General features: G+C 60.9%; 23 protein-coding genes. 12 read left to right on the forward strand and 11 right to left on the reverse strand.

The features are described 5' to 3' along the window. Positions 1–264 precede the first annotated feature (264 nt). The 4 genes from EDE09_RS13555 to EDE09_RS13570 all read left to right on the forward strand — a co-directional run bounded on the left by EDE09_RS13555 (position 265) and on the right by EDE09_RS13570 (position 5,755). On the forward strand, positions 265–1,218 hold the full coding sequence (locus EDE09_RS13555) for an ornithine cyclodeaminase family protein (protein ID WP_105372256.1): 954 nt from the start codon (positions 265–267) through the stop codon (positions 1,216–1,218). Beyond that, positions 1,218–3,704: an ATP-dependent helicase HrpB gene (gene hrpB / locus EDE09_RS13560; protein ID WP_132411002.1), complete on the forward strand. Its 2,487-nt coding sequence runs from the start codon at positions 1,218–1,220 to the stop codon at positions 3,702–3,704. The genes EDE09_RS13555 and hrpB overlap by 1 nt, the downstream gene beginning before the upstream one ends. 86 nt (positions 3,705–3,790) lie before the next feature. Then, on the forward strand, positions 3,791–5,107 hold the full coding sequence (locus EDE09_RS13565; RefSeq protein WP_245422857.1) for an ActS/PrrB/RegB family redox-sensitive histidine kinase: 1,317 nt from the start codon (positions 3,791–3,793) through the stop codon (positions 5,105–5,107). Positions 5,108–5,179: 72 nt separating this feature from the next. Next, positions 5,180–5,755 (forward strand): ActR/PrrA/RegA family redox response regulator transcription factor, encoded by a 576-nt coding sequence (locus EDE09_RS13570; RefSeq protein ID WP_105372253.1) that lies wholly within the window; start codon positions 5,180–5,182, stop codon positions 5,753–5,755. On the opposite strand, the gene EDE09_RS13575 is transcribed toward EDE09_RS13570, so the two are convergent. Beyond that, a complete protein-coding gene (locus tag EDE09_RS13575) occupies positions 5,756–6,244 on the reverse strand; it encodes an MmcB family DNA repair protein (protein ID WP_105372252.1) in 489 nt (162 codons plus the stop codon). 179 nt (positions 6,245–6,423) lie between these two features. On the opposite strand from EDE09_RS13575, the gene EDE09_RS13580 reads away from it, so the two are divergent. Continuing rightward, positions 6,424–7,092, forward strand: a complete 669-nt coding sequence (locus EDE09_RS13580) for a L,D-transpeptidase (protein WP_105372276.1) — start codon at positions 6,424–6,426, stop codon at positions 7,090–7,092. Between the two features lie 79 nt (positions 7,093–7,171). Here EDE09_RS13580 and EDE09_RS13585 read toward each other — a convergent pair whose 3' ends face one another. The 7 genes from EDE09_RS13585 to hslV all read right to left on the reverse strand — a co-directional run bounded on the left by EDE09_RS13585 (position 7,172) and on the right by hslV (position 16,444). After that, entirely contained in the window at positions 7,172–9,343 is a 2,172-nt protein-coding gene (locus EDE09_RS13585; RefSeq protein ID WP_132411004.1) for a malate synthase G, read from the reverse strand. A gap of 96 nt (positions 9,344–9,439) precedes the next feature. Further along, positions 9,440–11,443 carry a hydantoinase/oxoprolinase family protein gene (locus tag EDE09_RS13590; RefSeq protein ID WP_132411006.1) on the reverse strand — a complete coding sequence of 668 codons (2,004 nt, stop codon included), beginning with the start codon at positions 11,441–11,443 and terminating at the stop codon, positions 9,440–9,442. Between the two features lie 51 nt (positions 11,444–11,494). Then, a complete protein-coding gene (locus EDE09_RS13595; protein ID WP_132411008.1) occupies positions 11,495–12,913 on the reverse strand; it encodes a cytochrome P450 in 1,419 nt (472 codons plus the stop codon). A 43-nt stretch (positions 12,914–12,956) separates the two neighbouring features. Then, complete coding sequence (locus EDE09_RS13600; protein WP_245505143.1) at positions 12,957–13,871, reverse strand: DUF1402 family protein; 915 nt, start codon at positions 13,869–13,871, stop codon at positions 12,957–12,959. Between the two features lie 230 nt (positions 13,872–14,101). Beyond that, positions 14,102–15,409: an ATP-dependent protease ATPase subunit HslU gene (gene hslU, locus EDE09_RS13605; RefSeq protein ID WP_105372247.1), complete on the reverse strand. Its 1,308-nt coding sequence runs from the start codon at positions 15,407–15,409 to the stop codon at positions 14,102–14,104. After that, positions 15,406–15,930, reverse strand: coding sequence for a GNAT family N-acetyltransferase (locus EDE09_RS13610; protein ID WP_132411012.1), 525 nt, complete (start codon positions 15,928–15,930; stop codon positions 15,406–15,408). The genes hslU and EDE09_RS13610 overlap by 4 nt, the downstream gene beginning before the upstream one ends. After that, positions 15,917–16,444, reverse strand: a complete 528-nt coding sequence (hslV, locus tag EDE09_RS13615) for an ATP-dependent protease subunit HslV (protein WP_112738415.1) — start codon at positions 16,442–16,444, stop codon at positions 15,917–15,919. The genes EDE09_RS13610 and hslV overlap by 14 nt, the downstream gene beginning before the upstream one ends. A gap of 178 nt (positions 16,445–16,622) precedes the next feature. Here hslV and hisB point away from each other — a divergent pair, with 178 nt between their 5' ends. The 7 genes from hisB to coaA are packed head-to-tail and all read left to right on the forward strand — an operon-like array spanning position 16,623 to position 21,253. Further along, positions 16,623–17,231 (forward strand): imidazoleglycerol-phosphate dehydratase HisB, encoded by a 609-nt coding sequence (hisB, locus tag EDE09_RS13620; RefSeq protein ID WP_132411203.1) that lies wholly within the window; start codon positions 16,623–16,625, stop codon positions 17,229–17,231. 19 nt (positions 17,232–17,250) lie between these two features. Further along, positions 17,251–17,733 (forward strand): DUF2628 domain-containing protein, encoded by a 483-nt coding sequence (locus EDE09_RS13625; RefSeq protein WP_132411014.1) that lies wholly within the window; start codon positions 17,251–17,253, stop codon positions 17,731–17,733. Further along, positions 17,733–18,383, forward strand: a complete 651-nt coding sequence (gene hisH, locus EDE09_RS13630) for an imidazole glycerol phosphate synthase subunit HisH (RefSeq protein WP_132411016.1) — start codon at positions 17,733–17,735, stop codon at positions 18,381–18,383. Before EDE09_RS13625 ends, hisH begins: the two co-directional genes overlap by 1 nt. Before the next feature lie 29 nt (positions 18,384–18,412). After that, positions 18,413–19,156, forward strand: a complete 744-nt coding sequence (gene hisA, locus EDE09_RS13635; protein ID WP_132411018.1) for a 1-(5-phosphoribosyl)-5-[(5-phosphoribosylamino)methylideneamino]imidazole-4-carboxamide isomerase — start codon at positions 18,413–18,415, stop codon at positions 19,154–19,156. Then, positions 19,153–19,929: an imidazole glycerol phosphate synthase subunit HisF gene (gene hisF / locus EDE09_RS13640; RefSeq protein ID WP_105372240.1), complete on the forward strand. Its 777-nt coding sequence runs from the start codon at positions 19,153–19,155 to the stop codon at positions 19,927–19,929. The genes hisA and hisF overlap by 4 nt, the downstream gene beginning before the upstream one ends. A 14-nt stretch (positions 19,930–19,943) precedes the next feature. Beyond that, on the forward strand, positions 19,944–20,267 hold the full coding sequence (locus EDE09_RS13645) for a phosphoribosyl-ATP diphosphatase (RefSeq protein ID WP_105372239.1): 324 nt from the start codon (positions 19,944–19,946) through the stop codon (positions 20,265–20,267). Next, positions 20,264–21,253 (forward strand): type I pantothenate kinase, encoded by a 990-nt coding sequence (coaA, locus tag EDE09_RS13650; protein WP_105372238.1) that lies wholly within the window; start codon positions 20,264–20,266, stop codon positions 21,251–21,253. Before EDE09_RS13645 ends, coaA begins: the two co-directional genes overlap by 4 nt. Before the next feature lie 27 nt (positions 21,254–21,280). Here coaA and EDE09_RS13655 read toward each other — a convergent pair whose 3' ends face one another. The 3 genes from EDE09_RS13655 to EDE09_RS13665 all read right to left on the reverse strand — a co-directional run bounded on the left by EDE09_RS13655 (position 21,281) and on the right by EDE09_RS13665 (position 24,042). After that, positions 21,281–21,892 (reverse strand): alpha-ketoglutarate-dependent dioxygenase AlkB, encoded by a 612-nt coding sequence (locus EDE09_RS13655; protein ID WP_132411020.1) that lies wholly within the window; start codon positions 21,890–21,892, stop codon positions 21,281–21,283. Between the two features lies 1 nt (position 21,893). Next, positions 21,894–22,328, reverse strand: coding sequence for an alternative ribosome rescue aminoacyl-tRNA hydrolase ArfB (arfB, locus tag EDE09_RS13660; RefSeq protein ID WP_132411022.1), 435 nt, complete (start codon positions 22,326–22,328; stop codon positions 21,894–21,896). A 103-nt stretch (positions 22,329–22,431) separates the two neighbouring features. After that, positions 22,432–24,042: a phosphoenolpyruvate carboxykinase gene (locus tag EDE09_RS13665; protein WP_132411024.1), complete on the reverse strand. Its 1,611-nt coding sequence runs from the start codon at positions 24,040–24,042 to the stop codon at positions 22,432–22,434. Between the last annotated feature and the right edge of the window lie 40 nt (positions 24,043–24,082).

The following is a 24,082-nucleotide window of genomic DNA, read 5'->3' on the forward strand; positions in this document are numbered from 1 at the left end:
ATTTCTTCAGAACGAAAGTCGTCGTCGCCAGCAGCGCCGCCGCCCTCGTCAGTGAGCGGGGTTATAAATCCATGCCCACAAACAAGTCAACAGGCGTTTTTAAAAAAATGTCATTTTTCTTCGGAGGGGCCGAAACCCGACCGTTTCCGCGAACAATTTGAACAAAGATTAACGAAAAGGCAGCCGTCGGTCCCCAAAAAGCGCTTTAACCGCCCCGTTTGCGATTGCTAGGGTGAGGGACATTTTTGGCGGCTGGAGTATGACATGCTGGTATTAAACGAGGAACAAACGCGCAGAGCGCTTCCCTGGGCGGAATTGATCGAGGCTATCGAGCACATGTTCCGCAGCGATTGCGTGATGCCCGTGCGCCATCATCATGACATGGAGGTTCCGGGCGAAGCGACCGCGGTGATGCTGCTGATGCCGGCCTGGGTGCCGGGCGACCATATCGGCGTCAAGATCCTCAACCTTTTTCCCGACAACCATCTGCGCTCGCTTCCCACCATCATCGGCAGCTATCTCCTGTCGTCCGGCAAAACCGGCGAGATGCTGGCGATCGTGGAAGGAGGAGAACTGACCGCGCGAAGGACGGCGGCGACCTCGGCACTTGCTGCCAGATATCTCGCCTCCCCGCATGCCGAGACCATGCTGATGGTCGGCACAGGGCGGCTTTCGCTCAATCTCATGCAGGCCCATTCCATAACCCGCCCTCTCAAGCGGTTTTTTATCTGGGGGCGCAATCCAACCAAGGCTGACGAGACCGCCAAAGAAGCACGGGCCCTCGGGATCGACGCCGTGATCGTCGACGATCTTGCCGAAGCGGCGCGGCGGGCAGACATCATCTCCTGCGCAACTCTGTCGGATACTCCGCTCATTCGCGGCGAGTGGCTGAAACCTGGGGCACATCTCGACCTTGTCGGGGCCTTCAAGCCCACTATGCGCGAAAGCGACGACGAGGCGGTGCGGCGCTCTTCCGTCATTGTCGATACCCGCGCCGGCGCGATGAAGGAGGGCGGGGATATCGTGCAGCCGCTTAAAAACGGTGTTCTCATGAAGGACGACATCAAAGCCGATCTTGCGGATCTGGCCCATGGAAGACATCCAGGCCGCATCAGCGCCGACGAGATCACGCTTTTCAAATCCGTCGGTGCGGCGCTGGAGGATCTGGCGGGGGCAATTCTTGCCTATCGCCATGCCAGCGGCCAGGTGCCCGGCTGATGAAAGCATTGCAGGAGCCGGGCGCGGTGATCAAAAACCTGCCGACGCTCCCCGTCACCCACGTTCTCGGCGAGATCACCCAGGCTGCCGCCAATGGCACGCGTGCCGTGCTGTCGGCGCCGCCCGGCGCAGGAAAAACGACGCTTGTGCCGCTGGCATTGCTGGAAGAGGCCTGGTGCACCGGCAAGATCATTCTCCTCGAACCGCGCCGGCTGGCCGCTCGCGCGGCCGCCTCGCGCATGGCCACGCTACTCGGAGAGCAGGTCGGAGACAGGGTCGGCTACCGGATGCGGCTCGACAATCGCATTTCCCCGAGAACCCGGATAGAGGTGGTGACCGAAGGCGTTTTCACCCGGATGATTCTCGACGATCCGGAACTTACCGGCGTTTCCGCGGTCATTTTCGATGAGTTCCACGAGCGCTCGCTGGACGCCGATTTCGGGCTGGCTCTGGCGCTCGACGTGCAGTCGGCACTACGCGAGGATCTGAGAATTCTCGTCATGTCGGCGACGCTCGACATCGAGCGGGTGGCAGGGTTGCTCGGCAATCCGCCGGTGATCAAGAGCGAGGGCCGCAGCTTCCCGATCGATATCCGATATCGCGACCGGGCACCGAGCGAGCGGATCGAGGATGCCATGACCCGCACCATCATAGAAGCACACCACCATGACGCCGGGTCGATCCTCGCTTTTCTTCCGGGACAGGCGGAAATCCAGCGCACCGCCGAGCGGCTCCAAGGCAAGTTCGGCCCCGAAACAACGATCGTCCCTCTTTATGGAAACCTTACGCAGAAGGAGCAGGACCTGGCGATCAGGCCGGCGCCGGCAGGCAGCCGCAAGATCGTGCTCGCCACCTCAATTGCCGAGACATCCATCACAATCGACGGGGTGCGGATCGTCATCGACAGCGGACTGCAGAGACTGCCGGTATTCGAACCGTCGACGGGTATCACGCGGCTGGAGACGGTGCGGGTTTCGCGCGCCTCCGCCGACCAGCGAGCCGGACGCGCCGGACGCACGGAGCCGGGGATCGCGATCCGGCTCTGGCATCCCGGCCAGACGGCGGCACTTCAGGCCTTCACCCCGCCGCAAATCCTTGCAAGCGATCTTTCCGCCCTAGCGCTCGATCTTGCCCATTGGGGCGTGCAGGATCCCGCAGCACTTGCCTTTCTCGATCCGCCGCCTGCGCCGGCCTTTAAAGAGGCAGTGGCGCTGCTTTCAGAGCTCGGCGCACTCGACGACCAGGGCAGCTTGACCGGAAAAGGACGCCTGATGCGCGAACTTACTCTTCCGCCCAGGCTTTCCGCCATGGCGATTTCCGCCGCAAAAGAGGGCCTTGGTCGTCAGGCATGCCTGCTCGCCGTGCTTCTCACCGAGCAGGGGCTCGGCGGAAACGATGTCGATCTCGATGAGCGGCTGAGGCGCTTCCGCAACGAACGCGGCGACCGGGCCGATTCGGCAAGAAAACTCGCAGAGAGAATTGCATCCAATTTGCCAAAAGCTGCGCGAGCGGGCGAAATAGTCCCAGCCGGCCGGCTTCTGCTTCATGCCTATCCGGATCGGGTCGCCCTTCAGCGAGGCGGCCGCGGGCGCTTTGTCATGACGAATGGCCGGGGCGCGGAACTGCCGGAAACGGAAAGGCTTGCTTCGGCGCAGATGCTTGTCGTTGCCGATCTTACCGGTCGAGCCGCGCAAGCGCGCATCCTCGCAGCGGCAGAGATTACCCGGGCGGACGTGGAAGAGGAGCTGTCCGACGCGATCGAACAAAGGGATGAATGCTTCTTCGACCGCGCCAGCCGGCAGGCGCGCGCCCGCCAGGTGAGACGCCTCGGCGCCATCATCCTCGAGGAAAAACCACTGCCGCGCCCGCATGGCGAAGCGGCGGCCAAGGCGCTTGCCGATGGCGTCCGCGAGCTCGGTCTCCAGGCCCTGCCGTTCTCCCGGGATGGCACACAGCTTCGCGAAAGGATCGGCTTTCTTAACCGCACGATCGGCGAACCATGGCCGGACATGAGCGACGAAGCGCTGCTCGCCCGGCTCGACGAGTGGTTCGTGCCGTTCCAGAGCAACGCTTCGAGCCTCGATGCCGTGGATGCGGGAGGCCTTTTTGAAGGGCTGCGCTCGCTCATTCCTCATGCGGCGGCGCAGGATCTCGGCAAACTTGCGCCCACGCATTTCGAGGCGCCGACAGGCCAGCGTCATCCCATACGCTACGATGGCGAAGAGCCGGTCCTGGCAATCCGCGTGCAAGAACTGTTCGGGCTGAAGAAACATCCGGCCGTCGCGGGCGGGAGGCTGCCGTTGCTGCTGGAGCTTACTTCGCCGGCGCATCGCCCGATCCAGACAACCCGCGACCTTCCCGGCTTCTGGGCGGGATCCTGGAAGGATGTGCGGGCCGAGATGCGCGGACGATATCCAAGACATCCTTGGCCTGAAGATCCTTCGGAGGCTTCCCCGACGACACGTGCCAAACCGCGAGGGACGTGACAGAATGCCGCCTGCGACCCGATGTCGAGCCGGTTTATGAAGCGGGTCGATTTCATCGGCATCCGCCGGAAAGCAGAGGCAAGGCGTTGAGTCCAGACAGTTCATCGGTGCGTTACGCGCAGTTCGGCCCTTCCAGCCGCCGCATCCGGCTTGAAACATTGGTACGGCTGCGCTGGCTTGCGGTCACGGGCCAGACGATCACCGTGCTGGTCGTCGGGCTGCTGCTGGATTTCCCGCTTCCTTTAAAGGAGGCGGCCATCCTGATCGGGGCGCTGGCCGTTGCGAACCTCATCCTTTCCGTCTGGTTTCCGCAAACGCACCGGCTGGGTCCAAAGTCGGCCCTGGCGCTGCTCGCTTTCGACCTCCTGCAGATGGCGGCCCTGCTTTTCATCACCGGCGGGCTCGCCAATCCGTTTGCGCCTCTGATCTGCGTGCCGGTCATCATCGCTTTTGCGTCGCAGCCGCTGCGGCATTCGCTGGTCTTGATCGTCTTCGCGCTGATCTGCACCACAGTGATCGCCTTCTCTCCCTATGCCGTTCCCTGGTACGAGGGAGAAACCCTGAGAATCCAGCCGGTCATGCAGCTCGGCGTCTGGTGCTCGATCGCTTCGATGATGATGTTCGCCGCCTTCTATGCCTATCGGGTCTCGCATGAAGCGACGCTGCTTGCCGACGCGCTTGCCGCCACGGAACTGGTGCTGGAACGAGAAAAGCACCTCTCGCAACTGGACGGACTGGCGGCGGCGGCGGCGCACGAACTTGGTACACCGCTGGCCACGATCAGCGTCGTTGCCAAAGAGATGGAGCGCGAGCTCGCAGAGAACGATCGGTTCCGCGAAGATGTTCAGCTCCTCAGGAGCCAGAGCGAACGATGCCGCGACATCCTCCGCCGGCTCACCTCGCTCTCCGCCGAAAGCGAGGAGCATATGCGCCGCCTGCCACTCTCTTCTCTGGTAGAGGAAGTGGTCGCGCCCCATCGTCAGTTCGGCATCGAGATCAAGCTCGTCGAGAAGAGTGACCGGGCGAGCGAACCGGTTGGCAGCCGCAATGCCGGCATCATCTACGGGCTCGGAAACCTGATCGAAAATGCCGTCGACTATGCCAGAAGCAAGGTTATCGTGACGGTCGAGCACAGCGCGGAACACGTGGCGATCACCATCGAAGACGATGGCCAGGGTTATGCGCCGGATATTCTCTCTCGGATCGGCGAACCATATATGACAAAAAGACCGCGGGAAGACGAGCGCGCAGGCGGGCTGGGCCTCGGGCTTTTCATCGCAAAGACGCTCCTCGAGCGCTCGGGTGCGTCGATCCGTTTCGGCAATCGCGACAACGGCGACGCGGGCGCACGCATCCGGATCGAATGGCCGCGATCGGTGATGGAAACCCATGATCCGAAATGATTTGCACCCCGGGTGCGAACGATCATAATTGACAAGGAAGGCGGGCCTTCAAGAAAGCCCGTGGAGAAAAAAATGGAACCGCACCTGGAAAATCAGAAAGCTCATACGGATCATGGACTGGGGCCTGACCCGTCGCTGCTGATCGTCGATGACGACGGGCCTTTCCTGCGCCGGCTGGCGCGCGCGATGGAAAGCCGGGGATTCCAGGTCGACACGGCCGAATCGGTCGCTGAAGGCATCGCCAAGTCGAAAGCCCGCCCGCCGAAATATGCAGTCGTGGATCTGCGCCTTGGGGATGGCAATGGACTTGATGTCATCGAAGCCATCCGCCAGAGCCGCGAAGATACCAAGGTGATCGTGCTCACCGGCTACGGCAATATCGCGACCGCGGTGACCGCCGTGAAACTCGGAGCGCTGGATTATCTCGCCAAACCCGCAGATGCCGACGATATCTTTCATGCGCTGACGCAGCGGCCGGGCGAAAAGGCTGATGTGCCGGAAAATCCAATGTCGGCCGACCGCGTGCGCTGGGAGCACATTCAGAGGGTCTACGAAATGTGCGAACGCAACGTCTCCGAAACCGCGCGCCGGCTCAACATGCATCGCCGCACGCTGCAGCGCATTCTCGCGAAACGCGCTCCGAAGTAATCACATTTCGTCGAAGCTTTTGCCGTTCGCCCATTCGGCCAGCATCAACCGCTGGGCGGCAGCGCGAGAGAAATTCAACGTCACCGCCTTGCGGGTTGCAGGTGCAAGCCTGTGTTCAGGCGCGTCACGCAGAAGATGTCCGCCGTAACCGTCCGAAAGGAACAGGCCGCAATCCTCCGGAAAGATGTCGAGCGGCACGTCCTTGTGAGTGGCGAAAAAAAGCCTGTCGCAATAGGAGCGGTAATCGGGCCATTTCCGGTCGACGCGGAAGTCCTCGATCGAGGTCTTGATTTCGATGATCCAGATTTCGCCCTTTTCGGAAATCGTCATGAGGTCGGCCCGCCTTCCGTTCGCGAGCACAAGCTCGGGCAAAAGCGCGTGGCGCATCTCGTGCAGCAGAATCTGCACGCCTCTTCGAACCAGCATGGCGCGCGCCGATTGACGCCCATCTATTAATGGATTGTTACTGGCGATGTTGAGTATAGTCATGTCTTCCGGCTACTGCCGCTGATAATGTTGCAAAAACGCAATGGCGTTTTTCTATTATGCGCCCGGCCCATCTCGCAGCATCGAGGCACCTTGCCAAGGCCAATTTAATCGAAAATAACGGCTTATCAAAGGTGCTCGCGCACCTGCCTCAATCGATTCGTTTATCCCAAGAGATTTCCATGCGCTTACGCAACAGCATGCTCGCACTCGGCCTGTTGGCGGCTACCGCCCTGGCCGGCTGCTCCACGACGTCGTCTTCCGGTGGCACCGAAGTGGCTACCGTCACAACCTCGCAGATTTTCACCGAATCCTACGGCTCGGTAAAGGATGCCGGCTATACTCTTCCGGCCATCCCGATCAGCCGCATGGACAAGAAGTTCCATCGTCAGATCGTCAGCTATTCCACAACCGAAAAGCCGGGCACGATTGTCGTCAATACCCGCGAGCGGTTCCTCTATTATATTCTGCCGAACGGTAAGGCCGTACGCTACGGCATTGGCGTCGGCAAACAGGGCTTCGCCTGGTCCGGCACGGCCTACGTTGCATGGAAGCAGGAATGGCCCACCTGGCACCCGCCGAAGGAAATGGCCGTGCGTCGTCCGGACGTCGCAAAATACGTCGAAGACGGCATGGGGCCGGGCCTTAGCAATCCTCTCGGGGCGCGAGCGATGTATCTCTTCAACGAAAAGGGCCAGGATACGCTGTTCCGCCTGCATGGAACGCCGGAATGGGCCTCGATCGGCACGGCCGCTTCTTCCGGCTGCATCCGCCTGATGAACCAGGACATCATCGACCTCTACAGCCGCGTCCGCCCCGGCCGCAACACCAAGGTCGTCGTGATCCAGTAATCGCGAAATTCGAAGTGAACGCAAAAGCCGCCGAAGATATCTCCGGCGGCTTTTTCTTTGGCAGCAATCAAAATATCCGTCAGTTGGCGAGCTTTGCTTTGAGTTCGATGCGCCGACGGTGCAGGACCGGCTCGGTATAGCCGTTTGGCTGCTCGCGACCCTTCAGCACCAGGTCCAGCGCGGCCTGGAAGGCAACAGAGCCCTTGAAATCCGGCGCCATCGGGCGGTAAAGGGGGTCACTTTCATTCTGGCCGTCGACGACCGCCGCCATGCGCTTCATGGTCTCGATGATCTGCTCCTCGCCGACCAGACCGTGGTGCAGCCAGTTCGCCATGTGCTGGGCGGAAATGCGCAGCGTCGCGCGGTCTTCCATCAAACCCACGTTGTTGATATCAGGCACCTTGGAGCAGCCTACTCCCTGATCGATCCACCGGACCACATAGCCGAGGATGCCCTGGGCATTGTTGTCGAGTTCGCGTTGGATTTCCTCCGGCGTCCAGTTCGGCCGTAGTGCCACCGGAACGGAAAGAATATCCGAAAGCTTTGCCCGCGGCCGGCTCTTCAAACCCGCCTGAACCTCGGCGACATCGACCTTGTGGTAGTGGGTCGCGTGCAGTGTTGCAGCGGTTGGAGACGGCACCCAAGCGGTATTGGCACCGGCCTTCGGATGGGCGATCTTCTGCTCCAGCATCGCCGCCATCAGGTCGGGCATGGCCCACATGCCTTTGCCGATCTGGGCATGTCCGGAAAGCCCGCATTCCAGGCCGATGTCGACATTCCAGTTCTCATAGGCCGCTATCCATGCCGCCTGCTTCATGTCGCCCTTGCGGATCATCGGGCCGGCTTCCATCGACGTATGGATTTCGTCGCCGGTCCGGTCGAGGAAGCCGGTGTTGATGAAGACCACCCTTTCCCGCGCCTGCCGGATGCATTCCTTCAGATTGACGGTCGTCCGGCGCTCCTCGTCCATGATCCCCATCTTGATCGTATTGGTGGGCAGGCCGAGCGCTTCCTCCACCCGGGAGAATATCTCGCAGGCAAAGGCGACTTCTTCCGGTCCATGCATCTTCGGCTTGACCACATACATGGAGCCTTCGCGCGAATTCTGGCGGCGACCGTTCGGTCCGATATCGTGGATCGCAATCAATGCCGTGACCATGGCGTCCATGATCCCTTCCGGCACCTCGTGGCCCTCGCTATCCAGCACGGCCGGATTGGTCATCAGGTGCCCGACATTGCGCACCAGCATCAGTGAACGGCGCTTCAGCGAAAACCGCGAGCCGTCCGGCGCGAAATAGTCCGTGTCAGGGTTCAGCTTTCGGGTGAAGCTCTTGCCCACCTTCTCGACTTCTTCTGCCAGATCGCCTTTCATCAGGCCAAGCCAATTGCGATAGACCACGACCTTGTCTTCCGCGTCGACGGCGGCGACGGAATCCTCGCAATCCATGATCGTGGTGATGGCCGACTCGAGGCGGACATCCGAGATCTTCGCCGGATCGTCCTTGCCGGTCAGCGTGGTTGCGTCGATCACGATCTCGATATGCAGGCCGTTCCTTCTCAGCAGCAAATGGGTCGGCTGCGACGGCTGGCCAAGATAGCCGGCAAATTGAGTAGGGTCGGCAAGCTCGACGGTCTTGCCATCCTGGGCTGCAACCTTCAGCTTGGCATCGGTGACGACGAAGGAGGTGACTTCGCTCCAGCTTGCCCCCGACAGCGGCACGGACCGATCGAGGAATTCGCGCGCCCAGGCAATCACCTTCGCGCCGCGAACCGGATTATAGCCCTTGCCCTTTTCGGCTCCGTCGGCTTCGGGAATGGCATCCGTTCCGTAGAGCGCGTCATGGAGCGAACCCCAGCGCGCATTGGCGGCATTCAGCGCGTACCGGGCGTTCATCACCGGCACGACGAGCTGCGGCCCGGCGATCCCGGCAATCTCGGGATCGACCTTGTCGGTCGAGACGCTGAAATCCGGCCCTTCGGGCAAGAGATAACCGATCTCGCGGAGGAAAGCCTCATAGGCCGCTAGATCCGTTGGCGCGCCGTTCTTGCGGTACCAGTCGTCCAGCTTCTGCTGAAAAGCGTCACGGGTGGCAAGCAAGGCGCGGTTCTTGGATGCGAGATCATGAACGATCTTCGAAAATTCGGAGAAAAACCGCCCGGCATCGACGCCGGTGCCCGGGAGTGCTTCCTTCACCAGGAAATCGTGAAGCTCCTCGTCGATCGCGAGACCGTTCTTTTCAATGCGACCCATGCATACCTCCCGATGTGCGCTGCAAAAAGTGTCTCACATTGCGCGGGCAAGGACGGGTGTCAATGCGACGAAGGCCTGAAACGGTTCGGTTCCGCCTCAACCTGCGGCGATCCGCGGCCTTCCCGTGGCCGTGGCCGTAATCCTGGCCTCTATGAGTTTTCTCGACCCTTCGATTTCCGGCGCGTCCACATCTTCCGAAAGCGTGACGACCGCCTCGTCGGCTCCCCCGGCTTTGGCCTGTGCCAGCGCCGCGGATACCGCTCGTTCCCGTGCAGCCGCCAGTGCTGAGGCCTCTCCAACGATCGCCAGTCGTTCGCCACCGCCGGACAGGATAAATCGACCTTCATCCGGAGAGGTCACGACGACACTGACGACCGCGCGGATTTGCCCCACGACCGCCCCGACCGCATTGGCGACATCGGCGTCCGACGGAATGACGGCTTCTGCGCCCAGCATATCCGCCACCGCAGGATAATAGACAGGAGCCGAAGCCCCGAGCCCGATCAGCGGCCGATCGAGCGACAGCAGCAAGCGGGCGATGCCGGGGCTTTTCTTGAGTGCCCGGTCGACAGCCAATGAAACGGATGGATCGATCCCTTCCGCCCCATCTTCCGCCAGACAGGTCGCAAGGACAGCCTCCGACGATTGGCGGGTCAGCCGGTAGACGATCTTCTCGGCGAATTCCTCCGGCGATCCCGCGATCTGTCGGCCGGAGCCATCCTTGCGCCGGATCGCAAGTTCCAGCCCCATTCGTGCCGCGTCGCCATTCCATTGGTTCTGCCGTCCAAGCACATGCAGGGCGTCCGAAGGCGTCAGGCCTGCCAGATGCACCAGGCCGCGCGCAACCAACCGGTCCAGTACCGCCTTCTGGGAGTTCATCGTCAAGAGATCGTTGAGTGCGATCGGCCCCTCTCCTATTCGGGCATAGAGGGCCTGCTCCGGCGTCGGCAGGCCCTGAGCCACCATATCCGGCACTCCTGTGCGCACCGCAAACCGGCCGTCATGCCGACCGACATGGGTGGCACGCAATTGCCTCTCGAGAGAGGAGATAACCGCTTCGCCGTGCGTTGCAGCCAGCAAACTGAGCGGCAACAGACGCCGAGGACCCAGCGTGAATCGGGCATCGAGGCCGCGATCATCGATATGCACCTCCGAATCGCCGCCTAGCCCATAGGTGCGCAGTGCCACGGCCTCCACCATGGTCCGATGGCCGCCCACGACCGCGCCTTCCTCGGCGAGCTTCGGCCGCCCTCCGTCAAGCACCGCGACATCGGTCGTGGTGCCGCCTATATCCGAGACGACGGCCTCGTCCAATCCAGTGAGAAACCGTGCACCCACCAGGCTGGCCGCCGGACCGGACAAGATCGTTTCGATAGGATGAAGCCGAGCCTCGGAAGCAGAAATCAGCGCGCCGTCGCCGCGCACGACCATCATCGGCGCCGATATGCCGCGGCTCGCCAGAAAATCCTCGCAGGAGCCGATCAGGCGATCGACAATCGAGACAAGGCGCGCGTTCAGCAACGTCGTCAGCGCCCTTCGCGGGCCTCCGAGTTTCGAGGTGAGTTCATGGCTGCATGTAACCGGCAGATGCAAAAGATTTCGAATGCGGTCTCTCACCCGGATTTCGTGAGCCGGATTCCGGACGGCGAAATAGCCAGCCACGGCAAAGGAGGAGACGGTGGTACCGAGCCCGGACATCGCCTTGTCAAGCTCGCTCATCTCGAGCGGCGTTTCGTTTCCATGGACATCGTGGCCGCCGGGTAAAAAGATCACGGGATCATTGCCAAGGGCTTCGGACAGCCCGCCGCGGGTGACATCCTCCGGTCCGAAGCCGATCATCACCAATGCCGCGCGGCCGCCCTGCCCTTCGACGAGTGCATTGGTGGCGAGCGTGGTCGAAAGAGAGACGAGCCCGATTTCCGAGGCGGAATACCCGCTCCTTGCAAGGACTGCATCGACGGCACCGGCGATGCCATCAGCAAGATCGTGCCGTGTCGTCAGCGACTTGGCCTTGGCGATGACACCCTCGCCTTCCCGGAAGAGTACGGCATCCGTATAGGTGCCGCCCGTGTCGATGCCTAAAAGAATGGGAGAGGTCACGCGAAATTCCTGAAGATCGTTCTCCGATCAATATCGCATGCTTGGCAAAGATCAATTCACCAAGGAAGACGTTGAGCGTCGCAGACTGACTCGCATCGGCATGCCATTACGGGGCTGTGTCGTCAGCTTCTGCACCGGCCAGACCTTGGTCTTCGGCGTCACGTCGAACCGATAGCGGTGCATCAACACCGAGAGTGCGATCACCGCCTCCTGCAGCGCAAAGGTCGCCCCGATGCAGGTTCTTGGCCCGACGCCGAAGGGCAGATACTGGAAACGGTTGATGCTGCCGCGGTTTTCGGGAAGGAAACGCTCGGGCATGAAGGCGCGCGGCTTATCCCAGAGAAGCTCGTGGCGATGCAGGGTCCATGGCATGACGAGAACCGTAACCCCGGCATCGATATCGATCGCTTCCCCTTCCGGGCTCGTCCAGGAATCGCGTGCGATTGCAGCACGGTTCAGCGAAGGTGCCGGCGGATAAAGCCTCAACGCCTCTTCGAAGGCAGCCCGCACCCACGGCATCAGATCCAGCCACTCGACAGGCTCTGCTCCCGTCACAAGAACCCGGTCGATTTCCTCTTCCATACGCTCGCGGATATAGGGCGATTGCCCCACGCAATAGAGTGTCCAGGCAAGCGCCCGGGCCGTCGTTTCGTGGCCAGCGCCGATAAACGTCAGGATATTGTCCTCAATCTCGTCCCGAGTCAGGCCTTCGGGACCTTCCAGCTGCAGAAGAAGCGTCAGGAAGTCCTGCGGCACCGTGTCCGGGTCCTTGCGCATCCGCTCGCGACGAAGCGCCATGGTCTCCGCCACGATGGCTCGGAATTTTTCCAGCACCCTTCTTCCGCCGATACGGGTCAGCCGGGGCACCCAGGGCGGTGCACGCATCATGTCCATGGGGTCGATACGCCCCATTCGATGCAGGAGCTGGTCGACGTCCTCCGATACCGAGTCCTTGCCCCCGGCAATTTCGCCGGAGAACAGCGTCTCGGACAGGATGGCATAGGTGAGATCGGTCATTTCGACGGAGATGTCGAAGACTTTCCCACCAGCGCCAACGTCCTGATATTTCCTGGCGAATTCCAGCACTTCGGCCAGCATCTGGCCCGCGAAGCCTTTGGAATGCCTGGGGGTGAAGACAGGCGCCATGGCTCTGCGCGAGCGCCTCCAGACCTCTCCCTCGGCGGTCAGCAATCCGTCCTTCAGGATCGGGCGCAAGACCAGCTGGCGGATTTCCGACATCTCGTAGTTTGCGGAGTTGTCGACCATGATGTGGCGGATAAGACCCGGATGATTGACGATCAGGGTCCTCTCCTTGAAGAACTTCGTCTCAATCCAAGGCAGGGTATAGGAAGCCCGGCCCCAAAGCTCCAAGGGATTGCGCAGAGCGATCCAGATCACCTCGGCGGGATTGAGCAGCCGATTACGCGGTACGGGCGCCGGCGGTACGAAGGGTTCGGGGCGCATGTCCATCGACGGCCCTCCTCAAAGGTCTCCTGAGGAAGAATATCAGCCCTCAGAGAAGAGATTTCAACTCGGCCAGCTTGTCGTTGACGAGCCAGCCGTAATAATTCTCCTCGGGCAGACCGCCGCGGTTCTTCAGCGCTGCGGCGCGTTCGGCCGATCCGCCGGTGTTGTAAAGGGTCGCGGTGACGCCGGGGTTGCGGGAGATGTCGATGCCCGCAATAGTCTTATAATCGTCGATGGCGCGGCGGATGCTGGCGGCCATATAGGCAAGCGATTTGTCCGGATCCATGATTGCATCATAGACGCTCGCAGCTTTGTTTTCATCCAGCTTCGGATAGCCGGATGTCCTTGCAACCATGTCCGACAACATCAAGGCCGTCAGCGGATTGACCTGGCCGAGGCCGAAGGTCTGGCCGGCATAAAAGGGCTGGAAGAAGACGGCGCTGAAACGGTTGTCTGGATAGGACACGCCCGTCACAGTGCGGCCCCGGAAACTCCGCTCCCAGACAGTCTCGCGGCAGGTCCACAGGCGGTAGGAATCGGAAACGTCGTCACATTTTTCGAATTCCGGCCGGGCGAGAAATTCCTGGATCGACTCGTCGCCGTAGCCGAACCGGAAACTGTTGCCGGCATAAGCCGCTGCCTTGACATAATAGGTCTGGAGCCGGTCATAGGCGTCGACATTGTAGGTGTGTTCGCCGACGATCGCGCCGATCATGTGGATCGCGTCGATGCCATAGTCGGCAGCGGTCGCCTTGATTTTGGCGACCAGCTTCCTGTCGGAGGCGAGCAGATCGCGGATCTTTTCGTATTTTTCATCGAAGCTGGTCTTGCCGGCACGGGTCCGGCGCACCGACGCACCCGGCACCTTCGGTTGCTCGGCATGGCGATTTCCCTCCGGCACCACCGTCAGACCGGTGGCGAAAACGGAGGAAGCCGCCGGTAGAGCGACGGCAAGAACCAATGCCAGAAGAATGCGTCTCAAGATTTCGTGTCCCAGGATTTCGTCTATGCCGGCTTCCGGCACGGGATGCTTAAAGCCATTCCATCGGCTCGCTTCAAGGGGGAACCGCATTTCCAGAAAACACGTCCCCCTTACGTGAATCGTCACCGACCTGTCGAGACGCGACCATTCAAAATCCCGTCAGTCTGCATAAAAGCAGCCGGACGTTGCCCGGCTGCCACGTTGCGACACTATAGAATGTAACGGGACAGATCGGTATCGGCGGCAAGATCACCGACATGCTTGCGGACATATTCCGCATCGATCATCACCGACGTACCTCCCTGGTCCGGAGCGTTGAACGAGATTTCGTCAAGAACCCGCTCCATTACTGTCTGGAGACGGCGGGCGCCAATGTTTTCCACCGAGGAGTTGAGATGTACGGCGACATCCGCCAATGCGTCTATCGCATCCTCGGTGAAATCGAGCGCCAGTTCTTCCGTGCCCATAAGCGCCTTGTACTGCCGGATCAGGCTTGCTTCCGTTTCGGTCAAGATCCGGCGGAAATCCTCCTTCGTCAGAGGCCTCAGTTCCACGCGGATCGGCAGGCGGCCCTGCAGTTCCGGCAGCAGGTCCGAAGGCTTCGCCACATGAAAGGCGCCGGAAGCGATGAAGAGAACATGATCCGTCTTCACCGGCCCGTATTTGGTCGAAACGGTCGTCCCTTCGACCAGGGGAAGCAGGTCACGCTGGACGCCTTCCCGGGAAACCCCGGCACCGAGGCCACCGTCACGGGCGGCAATCTTGTCGATCTCGTCCAGGAACACGATCCCATCATTCTCGACCGACCGGACAGCTTCCCGCTGGATGACCTCGTTGTCGATCAGCTTGTCGGATTCATCCCGGATCAGTTCGCCATAGGACTTCGCCACCGTCGTACGCACCTTCTTGGTACGACCGCCCATCGCCTTGCCGAACATTTCGGACAGGTTGAGCACGCCGATATTGGCGCCCGGCATGCCTGGAATTTCGAAGCCGGGCATACCTGAGCCCGTATCGGAGATTTCGATCTCGATCTCCTTGTCGTCCATCTCTCCGTTGCGCAGTCTCTTGCGGAAACTGTCGCGCGTCGCTGGAGACGCGGTCGCACCCACAAGCGCATCGAGCACTCTTTCTTCCGCGCTCATATGGGCCTTGGCCTGCACTTCCGCGCGCTTCTTCTCCCGCACCAGGCCGATCCCGACTTCCACGAGATCGCGAATGATCTGCTCGACGTCGCGACCTACATAGCCGACCTCGGTGAACTTGGTCGCTTCGACCTTGATGAACGGCGCTCCGGCAAGTTTGGCCAGACGGCGGGATATTTCCGTCTTGCCGACGCCGGTCGGGCCGATCATCAGGATGTTCTTCGGCATCACCTCGTCGCGCAGGCTCTCGTCGAGCTGCTGGCGGCGCCAGCGATTGCGGAGCGCAATCGCGACGGCGCGTTTGGCGTCATGCTGACCGATGATGTAGCGGTCGAGTTCAGAGACGATTTCTCTGGGTGAAAAAGTAGTCATTTCAAATCCGTTTCTTCCGGTGCATCCAGCGCCATGAAATGCGCCGGACCATAGATGGATGTCCTGGTGTCGATGTAGCGGAAACCTGCCTTTTCATAGGCGCGGATCGCGCGGATATTTTCCGGGTCGGGGTCGATGACGATCCGTTTGGCGCCGGCTGCGAAAAGTTCATCCACAAGCTGGCGAACGATCGCACTGCCATGCCCTTTTCCAATGAGATCCGGCGTCCCGATCGAGATATCTATGCCAAGTGTGCCTTTCGGCTGATCCTGGTAGGGATGCCCCTCTTCCAGATGCGGATCGTAGTACTGGAGGTAAGCGATCGGCTGGCCGTCCAACTCTGCGATCATAGGCCTCGTTTCGATACTCGACATCGAGTGCCTGATGCTTGTCAGCTCCTCACCGACCTCGCCCCACCATTCCGCCACATGCGGTTCGGCGAGCCACTTCGCCAGCAGAGGAAAATCTTCGCTGACGACATCGCGGAAATGATAGCGGCGGGCGCCGTCAGCTGTCGGCATCCAACGCTTCCACAACCAGGTTGTGATTGGTGTAGACGCAGATGTCGGCGGCAATATCGAGCGCCTGCCGGGCAATCTCTTCCGCCGACTTGTCCGTATCCATCAGGGCGCGCGCGGCGGCGTAAGCAAAATTCCCGCCGGAGCCGATCGCCGTCACGCCATGTTCGGGTTCCAGCACGTCGCCATTGCCGGTCACGGCAAGCGTGGTGGATTTGTCGGCGACCAGCATCATCGCTTCGAGATTGCGCAGATACTTGTCCGTGCGCCAATCCTTGGCAAGTTCGACGGCCGCGCGCATGAGCTGACCCGGATATTGCTCGAGCTTCTTTTCCAGCCGGTCGAGCAGGGTAAAGGCATCCGCCGTGGCGCCGGCAAAACCGGCAATCACTTCGCCCTTGCCGATACGGCGCACCTTGCGGGCATTGCCCTTCATCACGGTCTGGCCGAGGCTCACCTGGCCGTCACCAGCCATGATCACCTTGCCGCCTTTCCGTACAGTGATAATTGTTGTCATTCAGCACCCGTTGAGCCCCTGGTGGGGGCATTGGTTGGAGGCACGAAAAGCCTCGTTGGACCCTATGTAAGTTGGGCGCCGCGGAATGCAATCTTGCGGACGGGGATGTCCGGCTTTTGCTGGATATTTGGCTTTCTGCCTGATAAGGAGCCTCATCTAGTGCATGGAGCAGACCCCGATGGGCGAAACCACGATCCGGCGTGCAGGAACCATTTCCCGCAAGACCAACGAGACTTCCGTTTCCGTTTCCGTCAATCTCGACGGCACCGGGGCGGCAAAGGTTTCCACGGGCGTCGGTTTTTTCGATCATATGCTCGACCAGTTGTCACGACATTCGCTTATCGACATGAATATCGACGTGAAGGGCGACCTGCATATCGATGATCATCATACGGTAGAAGATACCGGAATCGCGCTCGGGCAGGCACTTTCGAAGGCGCTCGGCGACAGGCGGGGCATTCAGCGGTATGCTTCGATCGACCTTGCTATGGACGAAACCATGACCAAGGCCGCCATCGACATTTCCGGCCGGCCTTTCCTTGTCTGGAACGTCGCTTTCAGCGCGCCGAAGATCGGCGCATTCGATACGGAACTCGTGCGGGAATTCTTCCAGGCTTTTGCCCAGAACGCCGGCATCACGCTGCATGTGACGAACCACTACGGCGCGAACAACCACCATATCGCCGAGACCTGCTTCAAAGCCGTGGCGCGGGTGCTCCGCGCGGCAACCGAAATCGATCCGCGGCAGGCCAATCGCGTCCCCTCCACAAAGGGAATGCTGGTCTAGCCGCTCCGGGAGAAACTCCTTGAGAAGCTATCTCGTTCTGACACCGCCTGGAGGCCCGGATAGGGACCACCGCTCGACGCTCGTACTGCCGGACGGGTTTTCCTGGATGGCGCTATTCTTTCCATGGATCTGGCTCATCTGGCACAGGCTCTGGCTCGCCGGGATCGTGGTACTCTTCGGCCAGATCGGCGGCGGCCTTCTGACGAGCTTGCCCGGTTTCGAGCTTGGAGGCTTCCTGTGCGCCTTCGCGATCAACTTGCTCGTCGCGCTGGAAGGTCGACATTATCGCTCCGAAGCGCTGATCAGACGCGGCTGGACGGTGGAAACGGTGATTACCGCGCCCGATCTGGCGACAGCGGAAGAGATCTATTTTTCCCATCTGCCGCAACCCGACGAACAACAACTGCCGGCCCCGAGCGCATGGACGAAGCAGGCAAAGCCGTCCACGTACGGCTGGCAAGGGCCAGGTATCGGCCTTTTCGACTACCAAGGAGGACGCTGATGCGCGTCGCAATCATAGACTACGGGTCGGGCAATCTGCGTTCTGCGACCAAGGCCTTCGAGCGGGCCGCCCGCGAGGCGGGCATCGAGGCCGTGATCGACCTCACCGACAAGGCGGATGCCGTCGCGACAGCCGACCGGATCGTACTACCGGGCGTTGGCGCCTATGCCGATTGCCGGGCGGGGCTTGATGCGGTTCCGGGCATGCGGGACGCCATCATAGACGTCGTCGAACATAAAGGGCGCCCCTTTCTCGGCATCTGCGTCGGCATGCAGCTTATGTCTTCGCGTGGGCTAGAGAAGACGATCACCGAAGGGTTCGGCTGGATCGAGGGAGACGTTGTCGAGATGACCCCCAACGACCCTCACCTGAAAATCCCGCAGATCGGCTGGAACACGCTCGACCTGCATCACCCCCACCCGCTCTTCGAAGGCATTCCGACAGGTCCCGCCGGGCTGCACGCCTATTTCGTGCATTCGTACCATCTGGCGGCAAAACACCGGCACGACGTGATCGCCACCACCGAGTACGGCGGCGCCATGACGGCTTTTGTCGGACGCGACAATGTCGTGGGCTCTCAGTTCCACCCGGAAAAGAGCCAGACACTGGGCCTCGCCCTGATCTCCAATTTTCTGCGCTGGAAGCCTTGAGCTCGCGTACTGCCAGGACTGAACACCCCATGATCCTATTTCCCGCAATAGACTTGAAAGACGGCCAGTGCGTCCGCCTGAAGCTCGGCGACATGGCGCAGGCCACCGTCTACAATCCCGACCCCGCAGCGCAGGCCAAGGCCTTCGAGGACCAAGGCTTCGAATGGCTGCACGTGGTTGACCTGAATGGTGCCTTCGCCGGCGAAAGCGTCAACGGCGCCGCCGTCGATGCAATCTTGAAAGCCACGAAGAACCCCGTTCAACTCGGCGGCGGCATCCGGACGCTCGATCATATTGAAGCCTGGCTTTCGCGCGGACTTGCCCGCGTCATCCTCGGAACCGTTGCCGTGCGCGACCCGGGGCTGGTGATCGAAGCCTGCAAGAAGTTTCCCGGCAAGGTCGCCGTCGGCATCGATGCCAAGGGCGGCAAGGTCGCCGTCGAAGGCTGGGCCGAGGCTTCGGAACTTGGCGTCATCGAGCTTGCCCGGAAGTTCGAGGGAGCCGGCGTTTCAGCCATCATCTACACGGATATCGATCGCGACGGCATTCTGACCGGTATCAACTGGCCTTCGACGCTTGAGCTTGCGAATGCTGTTTCCATCCCAGTGATCGCGTCCGGCGGGCTTGCTTCTCTTGACGATATCGCCCGCATGCTGGAACCGGATGCGGCGCGGCTCGAAGGTGCAATTTCCGGCCGCGCGCTTTACGACGGCCGTATCGATCCCGCGCAGGCATTGGCGTTGATCCGCGCCCAGAAAGGACGTGCCGCATGACCTTGAAGGCCCGCGTTATTCCTTGCCTGGATGTTAAGGACGGCCGCGTCGTGAAAGGCGTGAACTTCGTCGATCTCATCGATGCCGGAGATCCGGTGGAGGCCGCAAAAGCCTATGATGCTGCCGGCGCCGACGAATTGTGCTTCCTCGACATCACCGCCTCTTCGGACAATCGCGAAACCATCTTTGACGTGGTTGCCCGCACGGCAGAGCATTGTTTCATGCCGCTCACCGTCGGCGGCGGGGTGCGGGCCACTTCCGACATCCGCAAGCTGCTGCTGGCCGGAGCGGACAAGGTCTCGATCAATTCGGCCGCCGTCAACAATCCGGATTTCGTGGCAGAGGCGGCCGACAAGTTCGGCAACCAGTGCATCGTCGTCTCGATCGATGCCAAGAAGGTATCGGCTGCTGATGAAACCGCCCGATGGGAGATCTTCACCCATGGCGGGCGCAATCCGACAGGCATCGATGCGGTCGAATTTGCGATCAAGATGGTGGAGCGGGGCGCGGGCGAACTGCTTGTGACCTCCATGGACCGCGACGGCACGAAAAGCGGCTACGACCTACAACTGACGCGCACGATTGCCGATAGCGTCCGAGCGCCCGTCGTCGCATCCGGCGGTGTCGGCAATCTCGACGATCTGGTCGCAGGCATCAAGGAAGGCCACGCCACCGCCGTGCTCGCCGCATCGATTTTCCATTTCGGTACCTATACGGTGGGTCAAGCGAAGCATTATATGGCCGAGCATGGCGTTGCGATGCGGCTCGACTGACCGGGAGAGACAGTGTGAGTGAATTTTCTCTTGGTGACCTCGAACGGATCGTGGCGCAGCGCGCCAAGGCCTCGCCCGATGAATCCTGGACGGCGAAGCTCGTGGCCGCCGGGCAGATGAAGGCCGCCAAGAAGCTTGGCGAAGAGGCCGTCGAGACGGTCATTGCGGCAGTCTCACAGGACCGGAAGGATCTGGTCGGCGAAAGCGCGGACCTCCTCTATCACCTTATGGTCGTATTGAATATTGCCGGCATCCCGCTACAGGATATCCTGGAAGAGCTTCAACGGCGGACCGGTCAATCCGGGATCCAGGAAAAGGCGGGCCGGCCGACATCATGAATATAGCACCTCAATCCGCCGAAACGTCCGATCCGGACGCGATTGTCGAATATTACTCGCCCTATCATCGATTCACGGCTGACGAATGGGCGAGGTTCCGCGCCGATACGCCCCTGACGCTGACGGCGGACGAGGTAGGGCGGCTTAGATCCCTCGACGACCCGATCGATCTCGACGAGGTGCGGCGGATCTATCTCTCGCTCTCGCGCCTGCTGTCTTCGCATGTCGAAGCTTCTCAGCTTCTATTCCAGCAGAGAAACCGCTTCCTGAGCCTCTCGGACGTCACCAAGACGCCTTTCATCATTGGAATCGCCGGGTCGGTGGCCGTCGGCAAATCGACGACAGCGCGTATCCTGCAGGAATTGCTCGCCAGATGGCCGTCGAGCCCGAAGGTGGATCTGATCACCACAGACGGTTTTCTCCATCCCAATGCCGTGCTGCAGCGCGAGAACCTGATGGAGCGCAAGGGTTTTCCGGAAAGCTACGACGTGGGCGCCATCCTGCGCTTTCTTTCGGCGATCAAGGCAGGCGAGCCCAACGTCAAGGCGCCGCGCTATTCGCACCTCACCTATGACGTGCTGCCCAACGAATTCACTCTCGTCGACCGGCCGGACATATTGATCTTCGAAGGCATCAATGTCCTGCAGTCGCGGGCGTTGCCCGCCGATGGAAAGATCGTGCCGATCGTTTCGGATTTCTTCGATTTTTCGATCTATATCGACGCGGACGAGGAGCAGATTCATACCTGGTACGTCCAGCGCTTCATGAAACTGCGCCAGACCGCCTTCCGCGATCCGACTTCCTTCTTCAAGAAATACGCTGCCATTGACGCGGACGCAGCACGCGCCGTCGCCGAGGGGCTTTGGGAAAACATCAATCTCAAGAACCTGCGGCAGAACATCCTGCCGACGCGTCCTCGCGCCGACCTCATCCTGCGTAAGGGGCGCAATCACCTCGTGGAAACGGTGTCGCTCCGCAAATTGTAGGCGATGGATCGGCGGCTATCGATAATTTTAGATGTTGACTCGGCGAAGGGTCAGATTGATCCGGCCGCCGTTCTTCAGAAGCGTAGACGTGCCGGGATAGATGCGATCGACGCCGTGGAAGACCAGCCGCCCTTCCCCGCCGAGCACTACGATATCCCCGCTCGCCAGCCGGAAGGAACGCGTCGGGTCCTTGCGGCTCAAGCCACCGACCCGGAACAGACAGCTGTTGCCAAGTGAGACCGAAAGAACCGGCGCTGCCAGATCGATCTCGTCCCTGTCCTGGTGCAGCCCCATCTTGGCCTCGTCCGAATAGAAATTGACGAGACAGGCTTCCGGCGCTTTCGGGTAGTCCGAGAGCGACGTCCACAGATCGATCAGTTCCTGCGGAATGGCGGGCCATGGCTTCCCCGTTAGCGGATGAAACGGTTGATACCGATAGCCCCCATCCTTGTCGGTCACCCAGCCGAGCGACCCGCAATTCGTCATGCGCACCGACATGGGTTTTCCCGTGCCGGGCATTTCCGGCACATAGAGCGGCGCTTCCGTTACAATGGCGCGAATCCTCTCGACCAGGCGTTCCTGCGCCGGCCGATCCAGATATTCCGGCAGATGACGTATGCCGTTCGATAGCGTTGCCAAGTCAATCTCCGGTGGGGCGGCCCCGCATTTTCTTCACCTCCGAGCGGCCGGACTTCTCCTTCAGCCGGCGCTCGACCGAACCTTTGGTCGGCTTGGTGGCTTTTCTTGGCGGCGGCGGCGGTTTGGCGGCCTCCAGGATCAGTTCCTTCAACCGCTCGCGCGCCTCTTCGCGGTTGCGCTCCTGGCTCCGGAAACGGCTCGCTTCTATCATCAGCACACCGTCCTTCGACACCCGTTTTCCGGCAAGCTTGAGGGCATTTGCCTTGATTCGCTCAGGCAGCGAGGGGGAATTGGCGATATCGAAGAACAGCTGAACGGCTGTGGAGACCTTATTGACGTTCTGCCCGCCCGGACCGCCGGCAAGCACGAACTGCTCGGTCAATTCCCATCCGGCGATGGTAATGCGGCTGTTGATAACGAGGGGATTGCTGGCCATGATCGACGGGTCTTTGCGTTTGGCCGCATCTTTCCCACAAAGCCGGCAAAAAGAAAACCGCCAGCTGAGCAGCCGGCGGTTCCACGTGAATCATTGCTTGAGCTTATTCGGCGGCGACGAGAAATCCAGGCGCCGCGTCGCGCACCTCGCTGTCGACGTGATCCTCGAACTTCTCGAAGTTCGAAATGAACATCGAAACCAGCTTCTGCGCCTGAACGTCGTAAGCCAAGCCGTCGGCCCAGGTCGAGCGCGGGTCGAGAATAGAGTTGTCGACACCCTCGACGGCAACGGGCACCGCAAAACCGAAATTCGGATCCGTGCGGAACTCGGCGCTGTTGAGACTGCCGTTGAGAGCGGCGGTCAACAGAGCGCGGGTTGCCTTGATCGGCATACGGCGACCGACGCCGTAAGCGCCGCCGGTCCAACCGGTATTGACCAGCCAGCAATTGACGCCGTGACGGGCGATCAGCTCCTTGAGCAGATTGCCGTACTCGGCCGGATGGCGCGGCATGAAGGGAGCGCCGAAGCAGGTCGAGAAGGTGGCCTCCGGCTCTGTCACGCCTTTTTCCGTACCGGCGACCTTGGCGGTATAACCGGAAAGGAAGTGATACATGGCCTGTTCCGGCGTCAGCTTGGCGATCGGCGGCATGACGCCGAAGGCATCGGCCGTCAACATGATGATCGTCTTCGGATGCGGTGCAAGGCCGGTTTCCGATGCGTTCGGGATGAAATGCAGGGGATAGGCGCTGCGGGTGTTTTCGGTCAGCGAGCTGTCGTTGAAGTCCGGAACGCGGTTCTCGTCAAGCACGACATTCTCGAGCACGGTGCCGAACCTGCGGGTCGCGGCATAGATTTCCGGTTCCGCCTCGGCAGATAGCCTGATTGCCTTGGCATAGCAGCCGCCTTCGAAATTGAAGACGCCGGTCTCGCCCCAACCATGCTCGTCGTCGCCGATAAGGGTTCGGCTGGGATCAGCCGAAAGCGTCGTCTTGCCGGTCCCCGAAAGGCCGAAGAAAACGGCGGTATCGTCCGCCGAGCCGACATTTGCCGAGCAGTGCATCGGCATGACGCCCTTGGCCGGCAACAAATAATTCAGGACCGTGAAAACTGACTTCTTGTTCTCGCCCGCATAGGACGTGCCGCCGATCAGAACCAGGCCATTGGTCAAGTCGCAAGCAATGACCGTCTCCGAGCGGCAACCGTGGCGGGCCGGGTCAGCGCGGAAGCTCGGGAGGTTGATGATGGTCAGCTTCTGCACGAAGTTTTCGAGAGAGGCGCGGTTCGGCCGGATCAAAAGATTGCGGATGAACAGCGCGTGCCAGGCCAGTTCCGTGATCATACGGGTCGGAAGCGCATTTTCCGGATCGGCGCCGCCGATCAGATCCTGCACATAGAGAGCCTTGCCAGCGGCATGGGCGAGCATGTCCTTCCGCAGGACCTCGAAGTGTTCCGGCGACATGGGCTTGTTATTGTCCCACCAGATCTGGTCTTCGGTATTGCCGTCGCGGACGATGAATTTGTCCTTGGGGGACCGGCCGGTGTGCTGTCCCGTGATGGCCCTCAGCGCGCCGTCGGCCGTCAGATCGGCTTCACCGCGGCGAATGGCTTCTTCATAAAGCTCGACTTCGGACAAATTGTAATTGACACGCGATACATCGCCGAAACCGATCGCCGCCAACCCGTTGGACGGGTTGTGAAGTCCAAACTCCTCCATGCGCGCATTCCTTCCGCTTATAGTTGAACGTGGCGCGAAA

The sequence above is a fragment of the Neorhizobium sp. S3-V5DH genome (assembly GCF_004343065.1).
In the GTDB taxonomy this organism is placed as follows: Bacteria; Pseudomonadota; Alphaproteobacteria; order Rhizobiales; family Rhizobiaceae; genus Neorhizobium; species Neorhizobium huautlense.

Coding starts and splice junctions, on each gene's coding strand:
- EDE09_RS13555 (WP_105372256.1), top strand. CDS start 265: ATGCTGGTATTAAACGAGGAACAAACGCGCAGAGCGCTTCCCTGGGCG.
- hslV (WP_112738415.1), bottom strand. CDS start 16,444: ATGACAACAATTATCACTGTACGGAAAGGCGGCAAGGTGATCATGGCT.
- hisB (WP_132411203.1), top strand. CDS start 16,623: ATGGGCGAAACCACGATCCGGCGTGCAGGAACCATTTCCCGCAAGACC.
- coaA (WP_105372238.1), top strand. CDS start 20,264: ATGAATATAGCACCTCAATCCGCCGAAACGTCCGATCCGGACGCGATT.
- EDE09_RS13575 (WP_105372252.1), bottom strand. CDS start 6,244: ATGACTATACTCAACATCGCCAGTAACAATCCATTAATAGATGGGCGT.
- hslU (WP_105372247.1), bottom strand. CDS start 15,409: ATGACTACTTTTTCACCCAGAGAAATCGTCTCTGAACTCGACCGCTAC.
- hisA (WP_132411018.1), top strand. CDS start 18,413: ATGATCCTATTTCCCGCAATAGACTTGAAAGACGGCCAGTGCGTCCGC.
- hrpB (WP_132411002.1), top strand. CDS start 1,218: ATGAAAGCATTGCAGGAGCCGGGCGCGGTGATCAAAAACCTGCCGACG.
- EDE09_RS13595 (WP_132411008.1), bottom strand. CDS start 12,913: ATGGACATGCGCCCCGAACCCTTCGTACCGCCGGCGCCCGTACCGCGT.
- arfB (WP_132411022.1), bottom strand. CDS start 22,328: ATGGCCAGCAATCCCCTCGTTATCAACAGCCGCATTACCATCGCCGGA.
- EDE09_RS13585 (WP_132411004.1), bottom strand. CDS start 9,343: ATGGGTCGCATTGAAAAGAACGGTCTCGCGATCGACGAGGAGCTTCAC.
- EDE09_RS13610 (WP_132411012.1), bottom strand. CDS start 15,930: ATGCCGACAGCTGACGGCGCCCGCCGCTATCATTTCCGCGATGTCGTC.
- EDE09_RS13580 (WP_105372276.1), top strand. CDS start 6,424: ATGCGCTTACGCAACAGCATGCTCGCACTCGGCCTGTTGGCGGCTACC.
- EDE09_RS13570 (WP_105372253.1), top strand. CDS start 5,180: ATGGAACCGCACCTGGAAAATCAGAAAGCTCATACGGATCATGGACTG.
- hisH (WP_132411016.1), top strand. CDS start 17,733: ATGCGCGTCGCAATCATAGACTACGGGTCGGGCAATCTGCGTTCTGCG.
- EDE09_RS13665 (WP_132411024.1), bottom strand. CDS start 24,042: ATGGAGGAGTTTGGACTTCACAACCCGTCCAACGGGTTGGCGGCGATC.
- hisF (WP_105372240.1), top strand. CDS start 19,153: ATGACCTTGAAGGCCCGCGTTATTCCTTGCCTGGATGTTAAGGACGGC.